This window comes from Streptomyces sp. NPDC037100, from assembly GCF_055606225.1.
In genome coordinates this window covers 100,152-117,345 of record NZ_JBVJSX010000003.1, presented here as the reverse complement: position 1 = coordinate 117,345, position 17,194 = coordinate 100,152, and the positions used below count along the sequence as shown (strand labels likewise).

The window sequence follows — 17,194 nt, the reverse complement described above, 5'->3', positions numbered from 1 at the left end:
GACACGTGAGTGCACATCAGTATGACCACGGGCACACGCTCGCGGGGTGGGTCGGCTGCGGCATCGCCACGGTCGGGGCCGGTGTGGCCGGGCTGGGGGTCTGCACCGTCTCCGGCGTGCTGATCGCCGGCGGACTGGCGATCGGGGTCGTGGCGCTGCTCGTCACCTGGGCCCTGCATCTCGCCGGGTGGGGGAAGGGGCCGGGCGTGCGGCCCCGGGCGGAGTGGGGCTGGCGCGTGCGGGACTCGGCGGCACCGGGCGGGCACGAGGAGTGCCTGGGGTGCCGACTGGCCGGGCGCGGGCGGCGTGCGGCGGGTGCGGTGCAGCCGGTCATGCCGGTGCAGCGCGCGGGCGAGCCGGAGACCGTCGCCGCGGCGGGGGCCGACTCCGTGAGGTGAGGCCGGTCCTCATCAGACGGCCCCATCAGCCGTCCCCCGATGTCGGTCGGCCGTCCCCCGATGTCGGTCGGCCGTCTCCGATGTCAGTCGGCCGTCCCCGATGTCAGTGGTGCCCCCTACCCTCGGCAGAGATGGCACAGGCATGGAAGTGCTCGGGGCTGCGGTGGTCGGCGGATGGTCCCGTGCTCGTGTGGGGTGGCGGTCGGCGCAGTGCGCTGACCTGGGGGAAACGCGTGGCCTTCGGGGTCGCGCAAGGGGGCGTGCGCAGCTGCGTGGGGGCTCGGGGGCATGCGTGCCCGCTGGGTGCGGTCGTGCCGGGACGGAGTACGGGGGCGCGGTGCGAGGAGTGCGCGCGGCTGGACCGGGCGCACTCGGTGGCGGCGGACACCATCGCCGACGATCCACGGCCTTACCGCGTGTACCTGGCGTGGTTCGGGCCCGGCATGGTCAAGGTCGGGATCACGGCGCGGGAGCGGGGAAGCGCGCGGCTGCTCGAACAGGGAGCCGTCTGTTTCGGCTGGCTCGGCGTCGGTCCGCTCATGGCCGCGCGGCGTACGGAGGAGCTGCTCAGGGCCGCCCTGCGGGTGCCCGACCGGATCCCGTACGCCGAGAAGCGGGCCGTGCGGGCCGCGCTGCCGGAGGCGGCCTCCGACCGGGCCCGTGAGGTCGCCGAGCTGTACGAGCGGGCGGTCGCGCTCCCCGCGTGGCCGGAGTCGCTCGTACGGGAGCCGCTGCGGGTCGTCGACCACGTGGGGGTGTTCGGGCTCGCCGGGGTGCCCGTCGCCGTCGGGGACGTGCGCGAGCTCGTCGCCGGGGGTGCGGTCGGCGGGGAGCTGGTCGCGGCCGCCGGACCTGATCTGCATCTGGCCACCGGCGCCGGGGTCGTGGTGCTCGACACGCGGTTGATGACCGGGTGGGGGCTGGTGCCCGCCACGGAGAGTGAAGTGACCGTCCCGATCAGGCAGTTCAAGAAGGTCACGGGCGCACAGGACGGCTTGTTCTGAACCGGCCGGGCCTCCCGGGCGTTCCCTGGACCGGCCGGGCCTCCCGGGCGTTCCCTGAACCGGCGGGGCCTCTCGGGCGTTCCTTGGTGAGCCCGGCTTGTTCTGGACACCTGGGGCCTCCCGGGCGTTCCCTGGTAAGCCCGGCTTGTTCTGAACCGGCCGGGCCTCTCGGGCGTTCCCTGGTAAACCCGGCTCGTTCTGGACCGGCGGGGCCTCTCGGCGTTCCCCGAGAAGCGCCTGTGTGCTTCTCAGGGAAATCACAGGTTGCCGAAAGCGTGTTCTCAGAGGTCCTCGACATCGTGTTCACATGACCACGACCTCGCCCCAGGGGCGCACCGAACTGCTCAGGCCGGACGGGAGCCCCGTCCGCGTGCTCGTGGTGGACGACGAGCTGTCGATCACGGAGCTGCTGTCCATGGCCCTGCGCTACGAGGGGTGGCAGATCAGGAGTGCCGGTGACGGCACGGGCGCGATCCGGACCGCCCGTGACTTCCGGCCCGACGCCGTCGTCCTCGACATGATGCTGCCCGACATGGACGGGCTGGCAGTCCTCGGGCGGCTGCGCCGGGAACTGCCGGACGTGCCCGTGCTGTTCCTGACCGCCAAGGACGCCGTCGAGGACCGGATCGCCGGGCTGACGGCCGGCGGGGACGACTACGTCACCAAGCCGTTCAGCCTGGAGGAGGTCGTCGCGCGGCTGCGGGGACTGATACGCCGCTCCGGTGCCGCCGACCGGCGCTCGGACTCCACGCTGGTCGTCGGCGACCTCACCCTCGACGAGGACAGCCACGAGGTGACCCGGGCCGGGGCCAACATCCATCTGACCGCGACCGAGTTCGAGCTGCTGCGGTTCCTGATGCGCAATCCGCGCCGGGTGCTCAGCAAGGCGCAGATCCTCGACCGCGTGTGGTCGTACGACTTCGGCGGCCAGGCCAACGTCGTCGAGTTGTACATCTCCTATCTGCGGCGGAAGATCGACGCCGGGCGCGAGCCGATGATCCACACGCGGCGCGGTGCCGGTTACCTGATCAAGCCCGCGGTGTCGTGAGCGGACGACGACGGCTGCGTGTCCAGAGGGAGAGCCAGGGGCGACTACGCCGTCCGCGCACGTTGCGGACGCGGCTCGTGGTCTCCGCCCTGGCGCTGATCGCCGTCGTGTGTGCCGTCATCGGGACGGTGACGACGATCGCGATGCACTCCCGCCTCTACGAGCAACTGGACAGCGCGCTCAGCGGGGTGGTGGGTCGCGCCGCGGGCGCCGGCCCCGAGCTGCCCGACGGTACACAGCCCAAGCCCACGGGCCGGCCGGACAAGGGGGTGCTCAAGGCTCCCGACCTCTCGGAGTTCGTCACGCAGGGGCCGCAGCAGATGATCGGCACCATCGCCGCGAAGGTCCGGAGCGGCGCGATCACCGAGGGCATGGTCAGCAAGCCCACCAAGGACGACAACGACGTCACGCAGGCCGCACCGTACACGCTGAGCAAGACGCAGACGACCGAGCTGAACGCCGTCGCCAAGGACGGCGAGGCGCATACGGTCACCATCTCCGGGCTGGGCGAGTACCGCGCGGAATACCGCGAAGGGGCCAACGGCGCCTACTACGTGGCGCTGCCCACCACCGACGTCACCGACACCCTCAACACACTCGTCCTGGTCGAGGTCAGCGTCACCGCTGCCGGCCTCGTCGCCGCCGGCATCGCCGGTACGGTCATCGTCGGCGTGGCCACCCGTCCCCTCCGCCGCGTCGCCGCCACCGCCACCCGCGTCTCCGAACTCCCCCTGCACACCGGTGAGGTGAACCTCAGCGAGCGCGTGCCCGACTCCGAGACCGACCCGCACACCGAGGTCGGCCGGGTCGGCGCCGCGCTCAACCGGATGCTCGACCACGTCCACGGCGCCCTGCACGCACGGCAGCAGAGCGAGACGCGGGTCCGGCAGTTCGTCGCCGACGCCAGTCACGAGCTGCGCACGCCCCTCGCCTCCATCCGCGGATACGCCGAACTGACCAGACGCGGGCGCGAGGACGTCGGGCCGGACACCCGGCACGCGCTCGGGCGGATCGAGTCCGAAGCCGGGCGCATGACGCTGCTCGTCGAGGATCTGCTGCTGCTCGCCCGGCTCGACGCCGGCCGGCCCCTGCAGTTCGAGCAGACCGACCTCGTCCCGCTCGTCGTGGACGCCATGAGCGACGCTCGAGCCGCCGGCCAGGACCACAACTGGCGCCTCGACCTGCCCGACGAGCCCGCGCTCGTGTCGGCGGACGCGGCCCGGCTGCAACAGGTCCTCGTCAACCTGCTCGGCAACGCGCGCAGCCACACGCCACCCGGTACGACCGTCACCGCCCGCGTCCAGCGGCGCGGACCCTGGCTGTGCGTGGACGTCGAGGACAACGGGCAGGGCATCCCGGCCGCGTTGCTCCCGCACGTCTTCGAACGGTTCGCGCGCGGCGACTCCGCGCGTTCCCGCGCCCACGGCTCGACCGGCCTCGGCCTGGCCATCGTGCAGGCCGTGGCGACCGCGCACGGCGGTGCCGTGACCGTCGACAGCGTGCCCGGGCGGACCGTCTTCACGCTGCACCTGCCCGCGCTCCCGGCGCAGCCGCAGCCGGACATGAGCCGGCAACAGCACTCACAGGCACGCCACAGCCTCACCACATCGGCACAACAGGGCGCCTGACGAAAGTCGGCTCCATGCGAACCGACTCTTCTCCCGGCACCCTGCCGGCGCGGGAGCACCTCCCGGCCGCACCAGCCGGTACGCCTGTCCTGGACGTAGTGATCCCCGTCTACAACGAGGAGAAGGACCTCCAGCCGTGCGTCCGCAGACTGCACGAGCATCTCGAACGGACGTTTCCGTACGCGTTCCGCATCACGATCGCGGACAACGCCTCCACGGACACCACCCCGCAGGTGGCCGGGCGGCTGGCGGCGGAGATTGCGGAGGTCACCACCTTCCGCCTGGAGCAGAAGGGGCGCGGCCGGGCCCTGCGGGCCGTCTGGTCGGCCTCGGACGCCCCCGTCCTCGCCTACATGGACGTGGACCTGTCCACCGACCTCAACGCCCTGCTGCCGCTGGTGGCGCCGCTGATCTCCGGCCACTCGGACCTCGCGATCGGCTCCCGGCTGGCCCGCAGTTCACGGGTGGTGCGCGGGCCCAAGCGGGAGTTCATCAGCCGGGCCTACAACCTCATCCTGCGCGGCTCGCTCCAGGCGCGGTTCTCGGACGCCCAGTGCGGCTTCAAGGCGATCCGCCGGGACGTGGCACACGTGCTGCTGCCCCTCGTCGAGGACACCGGCTGGTTCTTCGACACCGAGATGCTGGTGCTCGCCGAGCGCGCCGGGCTGCGGATCCACGAGGTGCCGGTCGACTGGGTCGACGACCCCGATTCGACCGTGCACATCGTCAAGACCGCGACCGACGACCTCAAGGGCGTGTGGCGGGTCGGCAGGGCCCTGGCCACCGGCTCGCTGCCGCTGGACCGGCTCGCCCGGCCGTTCGGCGACGACCCGCGCGACCGTGACCTGGAGGACGTGCCGAAGGGACTGGCCCGCCAGCTCGTGGGGTTCTGCGTGGTCGGCGCCCTGTCCACCCTCTTCTACCTGCTGCTCTACAGCGGCTTCCGGGCCGTCACCGGTTCCCAGGTCGCCAACGCCCTCGCCCTGCTGGTCTCGGCGGTCGCCAACACCGCGGCCAACCGGCGGCTCACCTTCGGGGTGCGCGGGCGCGGCGGGGCCGTACGGCACCAGGCGCAGGGCCTGGTCGTCTTCGGGATCGGACTCGCCCTGACCAGCGGCTCGCTCGCGGCGCTGAACGCGGCGGCCTCCGAGCCCGCGCACTCCACCGAACTGGCCGTCCTGATCGCGGCCAACCTCGCGGCGACCGTGCTGCGCTTCCTGCTCTTCCGGGCGTGGGTGTTCCCCGACCGGCGCGAGGACGACTCGACGCCCGTCGCCCCGTACGACACCGGCCCCGGGCTCGCCGACGACACCCGCGCCGCAGTGCGGGCCACCACCCCGTTCCGCGCCGGTGACGCCGCGGACTCCTGGCGGGACACCACCGCGCAGTTGCTGCCGGTGCGCCCGCACGACACCGATGCGAGGGACTTCCGATGACCGTCCACTTCGACCAGCAGATCACCGGCAGAGGCACGAGTCCCGGCACCGGGACGCGGCCCCCGGTATCCGCGCCGGCTCCGCAGGCCGGCGCCCCCCACCTGCCCTTCCGGCAGCGGCTGTGGCGCGGGCGCCCCGAGGACCCCCGCTGGGCCCGCCCGGCCTTCCTCGCCCTGCTGCTGGCGACCGCCGTGCTCTACCTGTACGACCTGGGCGCCTCCGGTTACGCCAACTCCTTCTACTCGGCGGCCGTGCAGGCCGGCAGCCAGTCCTGGAAGGCGTTCTTCTTCGGCTCGCTCGACGCGGCGAACGCCATCACCGTCGACAAGCCTCCGGCGGCCCTGTGGCCCATGGCCCTGTCCGTGCGGCTCTTCGGCCTCAGTTCCTGGGCGATCCTCGCGCCCGAGGTCCTCATGGGCGTCGGCACGGTGGCCGTCGTGTACGCGGCCGTGCGCCGCCGGTTCGGCCCCGCGGCCGGGCTGATCGCGGGCGCGGTGCTCGCGCTCACCCCCGTCGCGGCACTGATGTTCCGCTTCAACAACCCCGACGCGATGCTGGCGCTGCTGATGGCGGCGGCCTGCTGGCTCGTCATCCGCGCCCTGGAGGACGGCCGCACGAAGTGGCTGCTGTGGGCCGGTGCCGCGGTCGGCTTCGCCTTCCTCGCCAAGACGCTCCAGGCCTTCCTGATCCTGCCGCCGCTCGCCCTCGTCTACGGCGTCTGCGCCCCGGTGACGGTGAAGAAGCGGATCGGCCAACTCGCCGCGAGTCTCGCCGCGATCGTCGTCTCCGGTGGCTGGTGGGTCGCGATCGTCGAACTCTGGCCCGCCTCCTCCCGCCCGTACATCGGCGGTTCGCAGAACAACAGCTTCCTGGAACTGACCTTCGGCTACAACGGCCTGGGCCGCCTCAACGGCGACGAGACCGGCAGCGTCGGAGGCGGCGGTGGCGGCGGGAACGCCGGCGGCAACTGGGGCGAGACCGGCTGGGACCGGCTGTTCAGCTCCTCCGTCGGCGGCCAGATCTCCTGGCTGATCCCGGCCGCTCTGATCCTGCTCGTCGCGGGGCTGGTGGCGACCCGCAAGGCGAGGCGCACGTCGGTGACCCGCGGTTCGTTCCTCGTCTGGGGCGGCGCGCTGCTCACCACCATGCTGGTCTTCAGCTACATGCAGGGCATCTTCCACGAGTACTACACGGTGGCCCTCGCCCCCTACATCGCCCCGCTGATCGGGATGGGCGCGGCGCTGCTCTGGGAGAAGCGGGACAAGGCGTGGGCCTCGCTGACCCTGGCCGCCGCGATGACGGCGACCGCGGCCTGGGGGTACGTCCTGCTCAATCGCTCCTCCGATTACCTGCCCTGGCTCAAGTGGCTCGTCCTGGTCGGCGGTCTGACGGCGGCCCTCGGCCTGATCTTCGCCGGCCGGCTCGGCCGCCGACTGGCCCTGGGTGCGGCCGGGCTGGGCGTCCTCGCCGCGCTGGCCGGTCCGGCGGCGTACACCCTCACCACCGTGAACGAGGGGCACACCGGCTCGATCGTCACGGCGGGTCCGGCGGTCGCGGGCGGCCGCGGCGGCCCGGGCGGTGGCGGCTTCCCCGGCGGTGGCTTCCCGGGCGGCGGCCAGAACCAGCAGAACGGCAACGGCAACGCGCGGGGGCAGCAGGGCAACGGCTTCCCCGGCGGAGGGTTCCCGGGCGGCGGGTTCCCGGGCGGCGGCCAGAACCAGCAGGGCCAGAACCAGCAGGGCCAGAACCGGCAGAACGGCGACGGCGGTCGTATGGGCGGCATGGGTGGCATGCGTGGCGGTGGCGGTGTCGGTGGCCTGCTCAACGGCGCCAGCGTCAGCTCCGAGGCCAAGAAGCTGCTGGAGACCGACGCCGACCGGTACACCTGGGCCGCGGCGGCCATCGGTGCCCAGAACGCGGCGAGTTACCAGCTGTCCACCGGCGACCCGGTGATGGCCATCGGCGGCTTCAACGGCACCGATCCGTCCCCGACCCTGGCCCAGTTCAAGCAGTACGTGGCGGACGGAAAGATCCACTACTTCATCGCCTCGGGCGGCATGGGCGGCGGCATGGGCGGCAGCGGCGAGGGCACGTCCTCCCGGATCACCTCCTGGGTCGAGGCCAACTTCAAGAAGGTCACAGTCGGTTCGAGCACCTTCTACGACCTCACCCAGAAGGCGAGCAGCTGACACGACCCCGACCGGATGACGGGCGGTGGCCGAAAGCCACCGCCCGTCATCGTCCCGGCCGAAACTCCGTTGTACGCCGTATAGGAAGTGTTCTACGGTGTACAACATGACGACGTCCCCCCAGGAAAAGGCCGCGCCCCCGACCGTGCGGGACGGCCACCCCCAGCGCTGGCTGATCCTCGGTGTCATCTGCCTCGCGCAGCTCACCGTGCTGCTCGACAACACGATCCTCAACGTGGCCATCCCCTCGCTCACCCGCGAGATGGACGCCTCGACCGCCGACGTCCAGTGGATGATGAACGCGTACGCGCTGGTGCAGTCCGGCCTGCTGCTCACCGCCGGGAACGCCGCCGACCGCTACGGCCGCAAGCTGCTGCTGATGTCCGGCCTCGCGATCTTCGGCCTGGGCTCGCTCGCGGCCGGCCTGTCCCAGAGCCCGGGCCAGTTGATCGCGGCCCGTGCGGGCATGGGCGTCGGCGGGGCGCTGCTGATGACCACGATCCTCGCCGTGGTCGTGCAGATCTTCGACGACCAGGAGCGCGTGAAGGCCATCGCGCTCTGGTCGACGGTCAGTTCGCTCGGTTTCGCGGCCGGACCCCTGATCGGCGGCGTGATGCTGAACCACTTCTGGTGGGGCGCGATCTTCCTGATCAACATCCCGGTCGCCCTGCTCGGCCTGGTCGCGGTCGCCGCGCTGGTGCCGGAGTCGAAGCACAAGGCCGGTGACCGGCCCGACCTGCTCGGCGCGGTCCTGTCGACGATCGGCATGACGGCCGTCGTGTACGCGATCATCACCGGGCCCGAGCACGGCTGGACCTCCGCGCAGGTGCTGGTCTCGGCGCTGATCGGCCTGCTCGTGCTCGGCCTGTTCGCGCTGTGGGAGCTGCGGACCGAGCACCCGATGCTCGACATGCACTTCTTCCGCAACCAGAAGTTCGTGGGCGCGGTCGCGGGCGCGATCCTCGTGGCGTTCGGTATGACCGGGTCGCTGTTCCTGCTCACGCAGCACCTGCAGTTCGTCCTCGGGTACGAGCCGCTGGACGCCGGGCTGCGGACGGCGCCGCTGGCGTTGACCGTCGTCGCGCTCAACTTCACGGGGGTCGGGGCGAAGCTGGTGCTGAAGGCCGGTACGCCGGCGGCCATCGCGCTCGGCATGACCCTGGTGTCCGCGGGGCTGGCGGCGATCGCCCTGCTCGGTGGACACGGGTACGGCGGAATGCTGCTCGGCCTGGTGGTCATGGGCGCGGGTGTGGCGCTGTCGATGCCGGCGATGGCCAACGCCATCATGGGGGCGATCCCGCCGGAGAAGGCGGGTGTGGGAGCGGGCATCAACGGAACCCTCGCCGAGTTCGGCAACGGGCTGGGCGTCGCGGTGCTCGGTGCTGTGCTCAACTCCCGGTTCGCCTCGCTGGTCGCCGTCTCCGCGGCGTCGTTGCCGGCGGCGCTGGCGGCGGCCGACAGTGCCGAGGAGAAGGCGCGCATCTCCGACGCGTTCGCCTCCGGGCTGGAGACCAGTCAGTTGGTGGGGGCGGTTGCCGTGCTGGCGGGCGGACTGGTCGCGGCCGGGTTGCTTCGGCGCGCTGAGCGGGCAGAGTCCGCCTAGGAGCTCGGGGCCGACGGCTGTCGTGCGGGTGCGGGTGCGGGTTCATCGTGGTTGATCGCGCCCGCGCGGCGGAGCCGCACAGCGGCACAGCCCCGCGCCCGTGGCGAACGGCGCGTCTAGCATGAGCGGCGTTGAAAGATCGAGGAAGGTGCGCCATGGCGAAAGCCGCCCGGCAGGATCAGCCGCGGTCCAGTGTCTGGCTGGAGGGCACGGCGCACCGGCGGCGCGGTGGCGGGCAGCCCTCGGGGCTCGACCGGGAGCGGATCACCAGGATGACGATCCGGCTGCTGGACGCCGATGGACTCGCCAAGTTCTCCATGCGGCGGCTGGCCGGCGAGCTGAACGTCACCGCGATGTCCGTCTACTGGTACGTCGACACCAAGGACGACCTGCTCGAACTCGCCCTCGACAAGGCGATGGGCGAGATGCGGCTGCCCGATCCGGACGCCGGTGAGGACTGGCGGGACCAGGTGCGGGCGCTCGCCCGGGAGTACCGGACGCTGCTGGTGCGGCATCCCTGGGTGTCCGCGCTGGTCGGGGTCTTCCTCAACATCGGCCCGCACAGCCTGGCGTTCTCCCGGGTCGTCCAGCGCGTCGTCCGCAGGACCGGGTTGCCCGCGAAACGCCTGACGAGCACGATCTCGGCCGTCTTCCAGTTCGTCTACGGCTACGGCACCCTGGAGGGCCACCTCGCCTCCCGGGCCGCGGCCGGCGGGATGAGCGTGGACGAGTACTTCCAGCAGGCCCTGAGCACGGTGACCGCAGCCCCGCAGGCCGCCGACGTCCTGCGGGAGTCCCGGGAGATCATGGCGGCGCGCGGTGGCGACACGGTCGCCGAGATGCTGGAGCGCGACTTCGAGTTCGCGCTGGAGCTGCTGATCGCGGGCATCGAGGCGATGGTCGCCCGGGAGGCGGAAGCCTCCGGGGAGGAAGAGGCCTCCAGCGCGGGGGAAGCCACCTGAGCCGCCAGAGCTCCCGAAGCCGTCGGAGCTGCTAGAGCCCCCGGAGCCCCCTGAGCCGCCAGAGCTCCCGAAGCCGTCAGAGCTCCCGGAGCCACCTGAGCCGCCAGAGTTCCCGAAGCCGTCAGAGCTCCCGGAGCCCCCTGAGCCTCCAGAGCTCCCGAAGCCGTCAAAGCCCCCGGAGCCCCAGAAGCAGAAGCAGAAGTCCCGGCGCCCCAGAAGCACAAGCCCCCGGGGCGAGCTGGCCTACTCCCCCTCCACCAGCCGCGCCGGGAACCCCCCGGTCGCCACCGGCCCCCACCGCTCCGGCGTGATCCGGATGAGCGACTTGCCCTGCTTGAGCATGGCCGCGCGGTACTCGTCCCAGTCGGGGTGCTCACCGGCGATGTTCCGGTAGTACTCCACGAGCGGTTCGACGGAGTCGGGAGAGTCGACGACCTCGGCCGTGCCGTCGATCTGGACCCAGGGGCCGTTCCAGTCGTCGCTGAGCACGAGCAGGCTCACGCGGGGGTCCCGCTTGGCGTTGCGGGTCTTGGCGCGCTCCGGGTAGGTGGAGACCACGATCCGGCCGGAGTCGTCGACACCGCAGGTCAGCGGGGAGCCCTGAGGGCCGCCGTCGGCCCGCCGGGTCAGCAGGATCGCGTGGTGCCGGGGGCGTACGAAGTCGAGCAACTCGTCCAGGGACACGCGGGTGTTCGTCGCGATGTTCGGTGCCATGTGCGGCAGCCTACGACGCCAGGGCTTCGGCGAGGTCGTCGTACACGGGCACGTCCCGGCGCATCCCCGTCAGCTCCAGGACCCGGCTCGTGATCCCCTCGGGCCGGGCCACCAGACGCAGGGTGGCCCCGGGGCGCAGCCGCCGCCGTACGTCGTTGATGAGGCGGATGCCCTGGGAGTCCATGAAGGAGGTCGTGGTCAGGTCGAGGACGAGGACTTCCAGCCGGTCGCCGCGGGCCCGGGCTGCGGACAGGACGAGCGGCAACAGCTCCGTCGCGTTACAGAAGTCGATCTCGGCGGGCATGGCGAGGTGGACGCGACCGGGGAGGTCGCGCGGTTCTGTGGGATTCGTGAAGAGGGTCACGGCACTCACCTGGCAGACGTTCGTCCGGATTCCGGTAAGGCCGCTTCCTGACCCGAAGGCCATTCCACCATGCGGGGGGCGGGCGGTGGAAGCTCCCCGCGGCGCCGTCGGCCGGGCGTCACCCGGAGGCAACCGAGCAGTTAGAGTGCTGTCCGTCCTGTGCTCGCAGTCGGGAATGTGCTGCGGAGCTCTCCTGCGCACGGCCATGGCCGTGCATGCCGAAGAGGTTCGTGGTGGCTGCGTCCGAGTTTCCTGATTTGCCCCGTTTTCCGGTCGGCGTCGAGCTGGCCGAGGCTCTCACGGTGGCTTCTCAGCAACTGCACGAGACCCTCACGCCCCACAGCACCCTGCGCGCGGCCGCCCGGCTGGCCGTGCATCTCATGCCGGGGGCCGAGCACGCCGGCATCTCCGTCATCGAGCGCGGCAACAAGCTCCGCACGCTCGCCTGGACCGACGAGGTCGTGCGCTCCGCCGAGGCCCGGCACACCGGCCGCGAACAGCACGGGCTGTGGGACCAGTTGTGGAACAGCCCGATCGCGCGGATAACGGACAGCGAGGCGGACGACGGCTGGGACGTGCTGGCGGCCCTGGGACTGCGCTCGGCGCTGTCGTTGCGGCTGCGCGCCGACCGCCGCCGGCTGACCGTGCTCACGGCTTACGCGCGCAAACCGGGCGCCTTCGACGAGGAGGCCACGCGCGTCGGCCGGCTGTTCAGCGCGCACGTCAGCATCGCCCTGGACTCGGCGACCGTGCGCGAGCAGCTCACCGAGGCCATGCACACCCGGGACCTGATCGGCCAGGCCACCGGCATCCTCATGGAGCGCCAGGGCATCGACGCGACCGCGGCCTTCGAGAGCCTGGTGCGGGCCTCCCAGCGGGAGAACGTGAAACTGCGCGACCTCGCCCGCCGGATCGTGGGCGGCAACGCCCCCTGACGTGAGGTGGATTACGTCGGTGGCGTGTCCGGCCGGTGACGGGATACCCGTACGGTCATGAGCTCCGAGACGTCCGACACGCTGGACCAGGCGATGGTGCGCAGTAGTGGTCTCGACACCCTGCTGCGCGACCTGACCGACCGCGCGGTGCAGGACGTGCCCGGCGCCGACGCGTGCAGCATCACCGTGCGCCGGGCCGGCCGGCTGCTCACCCTGGCCGGCAGCGACGGCATGCCCAGCGGCCTGGACCTGCGCCAGTACGAGAACGGCGCGGGGCCCTGCGTCGACGCGGCCGAGACCGGCGAGGAGCAGTACGCCCCGGATCTCGCCGAGGAGTCCCGCTGGCCGGCGTACACGGAGTACGCGCTGTCCGAGGGCGTCCGCTGTGTGCTGGCCGTGCCGGTCGTCGTCGAGAGCGAGAAGGGCGCCGCGCTCAACTTCTACGGAGTGCGGGCCGGGGCGCTGGACCCGGGCCGGGACGCGGCCCGTGCCTTCGCGGCCCGTGCCGGGGACGCGATCGACGTGGCGCTGCGCATCGAGCGCCGCCACGAGTCGGCGGCCGACGTGCGCACCGCCCTGCTCTCCCGCAGCGTCATCGACCAGGCGATCGGCATCCTGATGGCCCGGGAGCGGATCGACGCACGGAACGCGCTGGAGCGGCTGCGCCGGGCCTCGCAGGACCGGAATGTCAAACTCCGTGACCTGTGCGGCCAGTTGGTGGCGCGGGTCTCCGCCCCGGACTCACGCCGCCGGAAGTGACTCGCCCTGCACGGCCTGGATGTCCAGCTCCACCTTCAGCGTCGTGCCGATGGCGGCGATGCCTGCCTGCAGGACCTGGTTGTAGTTCATGGCGAAGTCCTCGCGGTGCAGTTCGGTCGTGGCGCGGAAGGCCGCGCGGGTACCGCCCCACGGATCCGGACCCGTGCCGAGGTAGGCCAGATCCAGGTCCACGGGCCGTACGACCCCGTGCATGCCCAGCTCGCCGTGGACGGTCCACCGGTCGGACCCGGTCGCCGTCAGCCCCGTCGACCGGAAGGTGATCTCCGGGAACCGCTCGACGTCCAGGAAGTCCGGCGACTTCAGGTGCCCGTCGCGCATGCCGTTGCCGGTGTCGATCGACGCGGCCCGGATCACCGCCTCCACCCGCGACTTGGTGACGTCGTCCGGTGCGATCTCGATCGCGCCGGAGAACTCCGTGAACCGGCCGTGCACGCTGGAGATGCCCAGATGCTGGGCCACGGCGGCCACGCTGGAGTGCACCGGGTCGACGGTCCACGGCCCGGGCGGCGGCAGCTCGGTGCCGCCCTGCCGGGCCAGCGTCACGGTGCCGACCTCGGCCCGCCCTCCCCCACTCTCGACTTCGCTCGAGCGGGAGGTGCCCCCAGCGGTGACGATCACACTGGATGCCGCGGGCGCGTAACCCACAGCCGTGACGATGACGGTGTACGCCCCCGCCTCCATCGGCGTCGTGTCCCGCACGGCGCCCTCCGCGTCGGCCTCGGCCCGCAGCACCTGCGCGCCGGTCATGTCCGCGACCGTGACGACCGCGTGCGACACGGCCCATCCGTCGCGGGTACGGATCCTCGCGGTCAGTCCCATCTCACCTGCTCCTCAGAAAGAAACCGGCCCGCGACAGGGGGCGCACCGCCGCTCAGAGCGCGCCCACCCGCCACGGGCCGGGGTCCGTACTACTCGCCGGGGTGGGCGAGTTCGATGTCGTGGGCGTCGGTGCCCGGGCCCGTGACCGTCAGGGCGGTGGCCACCGGCGGGTAGCCCGTGGCGATGACGGTGTACTCGCCGCCGTCCAGGTCGGTGAAGGCGTACGCCCCGTCCGCCCCGGTCGTGGCCGAGCCGACGACGTTGCCCGCCTGGTCGACCAGCGTCACCCGGGCATCGGCCAGCGGGCCGTGCGGGGCGCGGACGACACCCTGGACACGGGCGCCCGAGTCCAGGTCGATCTCGACCCGGGTGACTCCGGTACCGCCCACCTCGACGGGCAGGGCACGCGGCCGGTACCCGGCGGCGTTCACCGCCACGGTCACCGCCCCCGGCACCAGCTCGGTGAAGGAGAACTCGCCCTGCTCACCCGTGGTCCCGTTGGCCAGCAGGTCCCCGCGCACATCCGTCACGATGACCATGGCGTCCTTGACCGGCTGCCCGCTCTCGGCGGCCCGCACCAGGCCGGTCAGCCCGCTGGTGCCGCTGAGCAGGATGTCGTAGGCGACCGGCTCGCCGTTCACCACGACCGTGGACGCCTGCGGCTGGAAGCCGTCGGCGGAGGCGATCAGGACGTACGAGCCGGCGCCCGGGGCGTCCACGGCGTACGAGCCGTCGGCCTGCGCCACGGACCGGCCCAGCTGACGCCCGCCCAGCGAGATCAGCGTGACGGCGGCCTGCGGCACGGGCGCGGACTCGTTCCCGCGGACGAACCCGCGGACGGGGATGCCGAGGACAGGTCCGGAGGTCTCCTCCTGACGTTCCGCCGTGGCGACGGCGGCGAGCCGCTGGGTGCCCTCGGGCCCGGTGCCCTCGGGCCGGGTGCCGTCGGGCCGGGTGCCCTCGGGACCGGTGCCGTCGGCGGCCTCGGTGTCGGCCACGGCCCAGCTCGGCGCGGTCTTCTCCGCGGCGGGAGCCTCGACGGCGACCGCCTCGGCGGGAGCCACGGCAGGCGTCTCGGCGGGAGCCACGGCAGGCGTCTCGGGCTCGGCGGCCTGAGCCAGCCCGCCCTTCGTCTTCAACGGGACCTCCTTGATGAACAGCGACACCAGCAGGGCGAGCAGCGCCATCGGGGCCGAGTAGAGGAAGACGTCCGCGACACCGTGGCCGTAGGCGCTCTCCACGACGGTGCGGATCGGCGCGGGCATCGCGTCGAGGTCGGGGATGCCGCCACCGCCGGTGCCGGCGTGACCGAGGGCCGCGCCCTTCGCGCCGAGGTCGGCCAGGCCGTCCTTGACGTAGTCGGTGATCTTGTTGCCCAGGACCGCACCGAGCGCCGAGACGCCCACGGCACCGCCCAGGGACCGGAAGAAGGTCACCGTGGAGCTGGCGGCACCCAGGTCGCCCGGCTCCACCTGGTTCTGCGTGCAGAGCACCAGGTTCTGCATCATCATGCCGATGCCGAGGCCCATCAGCGCCATGAAGATCGCTATGTGCCAGTACTCGGTGTCGTACCGGATCGTGCCCAGCAGCCCGAGCCCGGCCGTCACCAGCACACCGCCGGCCAGCAGCCATCCCTTCCAGCGGCCGGTCCGGGTGATGATCTGCCCGGAGACGGTGGAGGAGACGAAGAGACCCGCGATCATCGGGATCGTCATCACACCGGACATCGTCGGCGACTTGTCCCGCGCCAGCTGGAAGTACTGGCTGAAGAAGACGGTGCCGGAGAACATCGCGACGCCGACGAACAGGGAGGCGATGGAGGCCAGCGTGATGGTGCGGTTGCGGAACAGCCGCAGCGGGATGATCGGCTCGCTCGCCTTCGCCTCGACGAGGACGAACAGCGCCAGCAGCACCACGGAACCGCCGACCATCGCGTACGTCTGCCAGGAGAGCCAGTCGTACTTGTCGCCGGCGAACGTCACCCAGACCAGCAGCAGGCAGACGGCCGCGGTGATGAAGAAGGCGCCGGCCCAGTCGACCTTGACCTTCCGCTTGACCACGGGCAGGTGCAGGGTCTTCTGCAGCACGATCAGGGCGATCACCGCGAAGGGCACGCCGACGTAGAAGCACCAGCGCCAGCCGAGCCAGTCGGTGTCGGTGATGACACCGCCGACCAGCGGGCCGCCGACCATGGCGGTGGCGAAGGTGGCGCCGAGGTAGCCGTTGTAACGCCCGCGCTCACGCGGCGAGATCATCGCCGCCATGATGATCTGGGCCAGCGCGGACAGACCGCCCATGCCGATGCCCTGGACCGCGCGGAAGGCGATGAGCATGCCCGGGTTCTGGGACATGCCGGCCGCCGCCGAACCCAGCACGAAGACGACCAGCGCGAGCTGGATCAGCAGCTTCTTGGAGAACAGGTCGGCGAGCTTGCCCCACAGCGGGGTGGAGGCCGTCATCGTCAGCAGGGACGCGGTCACGACCCAGGTGTAGGCGCTCTGGCCGCCACCGAGGTCGCCGATGATGCGGGGCAGGGCGTTGGAGACGATCGTCGACGACAGGATCGCGACGAACATGCCGAGCAGAAGGCCGGTGAGGGCCTCCATGATCTGCCGGTGCGTCATGGGAGCGCCGTCGCCGGAGGAGCCGTGGGAGCCTCCCCCGTGCTTGGCATGAGCCCGCACACCGGCTGGTGTGGTCGTTGCCATGGGCTTCCTTTTCTTACGTGCTTGCGGGTGTACGGGTGGTCTGGTCGAAAGCGGGCGGTGCGGCCCGGCTCCCGGGACGGCAGTCGAAGCTCTCCCTCAGCCGCGCCATGAGGTCCGTGAGCTGGCCGACCTCCTCGTCGGTCCAGTCCCTCAGGCGCTCGGCGAGGACCTCGGTGGTCCGCCGGGACAGCTCGTCGAGCTGTGCGTGGCCCGCGGGTGTGAGGCGCAGGATGCGTGAGCGTTTGTCCGCCGGGTCGGGGGAGCGCTCGATCCAGCCCCGGGCCACGACATGTGCGACGTGGCGGCTGGTGACCGACATGTCCACCGCGAGCAGCTCGGCGAGCTTGCTCATGCGCATGTCGCCGTGTCGGCCCAGTAGCGTCAGAACGGCCGCCGACCCGCCGGGGCACTCGGCGGGCATGATCCGGCCGAGCTCCCGCTTCACGGCGCCGAAGGCGCTGAACTGGCGGACCAGCTCTTCGTATTGCGCCCTTTCGGCCATGACACCTCCCGCTTTCGTTGCTTAGGGCAACCATAGGAGCTGTTGGTTGCTGCAGGCAAATAAAAGGGAGTGGTGCGGGTACAAAAACTTGGCAAAGGCAAGTA

15 protein-coding genes are annotated in these 17,194 nt (G+C 71.8%); 10 read left to right on the top strand and 5 right to left on the bottom strand.

Going from position 1 to position 17,194, the window contains the following annotated elements:
* Positions 1-5: 5 nt before the first annotated feature.
* From ACZ7EG_RS10610 to ACZ7EG_RS10575, 8 genes are all read left to right on the top strand, one after another.
* Positions 6-398 (top strand): HGxxPAAW family protein, encoded by a 393-nt coding sequence (locus ACZ7EG_RS10610; protein WP_471075203.1) that lies wholly within the window; start codon positions 6-8, stop codon positions 396-398.
* Between the two features lie 131 nt (positions 399-529).
* Complete coding sequence (locus tag ACZ7EG_RS10605) at positions 530-1,402, top strand: DUF2797 domain-containing protein (RefSeq protein ID WP_471075200.1); 873 nt, start codon at positions 530-532, stop codon at positions 1,400-1,402.
* Positions 1,403-1,709: 307 nt separating this feature from the next.
* Entirely contained in the window at positions 1,710-2,450 is a 741-nt protein-coding gene (locus tag ACZ7EG_RS10600) for a response regulator transcription factor (RefSeq protein WP_471075197.1), read from the top strand.
* The gene (locus ACZ7EG_RS10595; protein WP_471075194.1) at positions 2,447-4,078 is read left to right on the top strand and encodes a sensor histidine kinase; all 1,632 of its coding nucleotides are present in this window, start codon (positions 2,447-2,449) and stop codon (positions 4,076-4,078) included. The genes ACZ7EG_RS10600 and ACZ7EG_RS10595 overlap by 4 nt, the downstream gene beginning before the upstream one ends.
* A 14-nt stretch (positions 4,079-4,092) precedes the next feature.
* Entirely contained in the window at positions 4,093-5,514 is a 1,422-nt protein-coding gene (locus ACZ7EG_RS10590) for a bifunctional glycosyltransferase family 2/GtrA family protein (RefSeq protein ID WP_471075191.1), read from the top strand.
* Positions 5,511-7,703, top strand: a complete 2,193-nt coding sequence (locus ACZ7EG_RS10585; RefSeq protein WP_471075188.1) for a glycosyltransferase family 39 protein — start codon at positions 5,511-5,513, stop codon at positions 7,701-7,703. Before ACZ7EG_RS10590 ends, ACZ7EG_RS10585 begins: the two co-directional genes overlap by 4 nt.
* A gap of 106 nt (positions 7,704-7,809) precedes the next feature.
* Positions 7,810-9,306, top strand: a complete 1,497-nt coding sequence (locus tag ACZ7EG_RS10580; RefSeq protein WP_471075185.1) for an MFS transporter — start codon at positions 7,810-7,812, stop codon at positions 9,304-9,306.
* Between the two features lie 155 nt (positions 9,307-9,461).
* Entirely contained in the window at positions 9,462-10,268 is an 807-nt protein-coding gene (locus tag ACZ7EG_RS10575; protein ID WP_471075182.1) for a TetR/AcrR family transcriptional regulator, read from the top strand.
* A gap of 243 nt (positions 10,269-10,511) precedes the next feature.
* Here the strand turns inward: ACZ7EG_RS10575 and ACZ7EG_RS10570 are convergent, their stop codons facing one another.
* A complete protein-coding gene (locus tag ACZ7EG_RS10570; RefSeq protein WP_471075179.1) occupies positions 10,512-10,982 on the bottom strand; it encodes a PPOX class F420-dependent oxidoreductase in 471 nt (156 codons plus the stop codon).
* A gap of 10 nt (positions 10,983-10,992) precedes the next feature.
* Positions 10,993-11,355, bottom strand: a complete 363-nt coding sequence (locus tag ACZ7EG_RS10565) for an STAS domain-containing protein (protein ID WP_471075176.1) — start codon at positions 11,353-11,355, stop codon at positions 10,993-10,995.
* Positions 11,356-11,561: 206 nt separating this feature from the next.
* On the opposite strand from ACZ7EG_RS10565, the gene ACZ7EG_RS10560 reads away from it, so the two are divergent.
* Together ACZ7EG_RS10560 and ACZ7EG_RS10555 are read left to right on the top strand one after the other, a co-directional pair.
* Positions 11,562-12,281 (top strand): ANTAR domain-containing protein, encoded by a 720-nt coding sequence (locus ACZ7EG_RS10560; protein WP_471075173.1) that lies wholly within the window; start codon positions 11,562-11,564, stop codon positions 12,279-12,281.
* A gap of 57 nt (positions 12,282-12,338) precedes the next feature.
* Positions 12,339-13,040: a GAF and ANTAR domain-containing protein gene (locus ACZ7EG_RS10555; RefSeq protein ID WP_471075170.1), complete on the top strand. Its 702-nt coding sequence runs from the start codon at positions 12,339-12,341 to the stop codon at positions 13,038-13,040.
* Here ACZ7EG_RS10555 and ACZ7EG_RS10550 read toward each other — a convergent pair.
* From ACZ7EG_RS10550 to ACZ7EG_RS10540, 3 genes are all read right to left on the bottom strand, one after another.
* Positions 13,023-13,880: a YceI family protein gene (locus ACZ7EG_RS10550; RefSeq protein ID WP_471075167.1), complete on the bottom strand. Its 858-nt coding sequence runs from the start codon at positions 13,878-13,880 to the stop codon at positions 13,023-13,025. The two genes, ACZ7EG_RS10555 and ACZ7EG_RS10550, sit on opposite strands and share 18 nt — an antisense overlap.
* Before the next feature lie 89 nt (positions 13,881-13,969).
* Entirely contained in the window at positions 13,970-16,504 is a 2,535-nt protein-coding gene (locus ACZ7EG_RS10545; protein ID WP_471077033.1) for an MFS transporter, read from the bottom strand.
* A 97-nt stretch (positions 16,505-16,601) separates the two neighbouring features.
* Positions 16,602-17,090 carry a MarR family winged helix-turn-helix transcriptional regulator gene (locus ACZ7EG_RS10540; protein ID WP_471075164.1) on the bottom strand — a complete coding sequence of 163 codons (489 nt, stop codon included), beginning with the start codon at positions 17,088-17,090 and terminating at the stop codon, positions 16,602-16,604.
* Positions 17,091-17,194: the final 104 nt, after the last annotated feature.

What these genes read in the sequence shown, in the direction of transcription:
- ACZ7EG_RS10575 (WP_471075182.1), top strand. Translation starts at nt 9,462, where the DNA reads ATGGCGAAAGCCGCCCGGCAGGATCAGCCGCGGTCCAGTGTCTGGCTG.
- ACZ7EG_RS10555 (WP_471075170.1), top strand. Translation starts at nt 12,339, where the DNA reads ATGAGCTCCGAGACGTCCGACACGCTGGACCAGGCGATGGTGCGCAGT.
- ACZ7EG_RS10570 (WP_471075179.1), bottom strand. Translation starts at nt 10,982, where the DNA reads ATGGCACCGAACATCGCGACGAACACCCGCGTGTCCCTGGACGAGTTG.
- ACZ7EG_RS10590 (WP_471075191.1), top strand. Translation starts at nt 4,093, where the DNA reads ATGCGAACCGACTCTTCTCCCGGCACCCTGCCGGCGCGGGAGCACCTC.
- ACZ7EG_RS10605 (WP_471075200.1), top strand. Translation starts at nt 530, where the DNA reads ATGGCACAGGCATGGAAGTGCTCGGGGCTGCGGTGGTCGGCGGATGGT.
- ACZ7EG_RS10540 (WP_471075164.1), bottom strand. Translation starts at nt 17,090, where the DNA reads ATGGCCGAAAGGGCGCAATACGAAGAGCTGGTCCGCCAGTTCAGCGCC.
- ACZ7EG_RS10585 (WP_471075188.1), top strand. Translation starts at nt 5,511, where the DNA reads ATGACCGTCCACTTCGACCAGCAGATCACCGGCAGAGGCACGAGTCCC.
- ACZ7EG_RS10600 (WP_471075197.1), top strand. Translation starts at nt 1,710, where the DNA reads ATGACCACGACCTCGCCCCAGGGGCGCACCGAACTGCTCAGGCCGGAC.
- ACZ7EG_RS10580 (WP_471075185.1), top strand. Translation starts at nt 7,810, where the DNA reads ATGACGACGTCCCCCCAGGAAAAGGCCGCGCCCCCGACCGTGCGGGAC.
- ACZ7EG_RS10550 (WP_471075167.1), bottom strand. Translation starts at nt 13,880, where the DNA reads ATGGGACTGACCGCGAGGATCCGTACCCGCGACGGATGGGCCGTGTCG.
- ACZ7EG_RS10560 (WP_471075173.1), top strand. Translation starts at nt 11,562, where the DNA reads ATGCCGAAGAGGTTCGTGGTGGCTGCGTCCGAGTTTCCTGATTTGCCC.
- ACZ7EG_RS10545 (WP_471077033.1), bottom strand. Translation starts at nt 16,504, where the DNA reads ATGACGCACCGGCAGATCATGGAGGCCCTCACCGGCCTTCTGCTCGGC.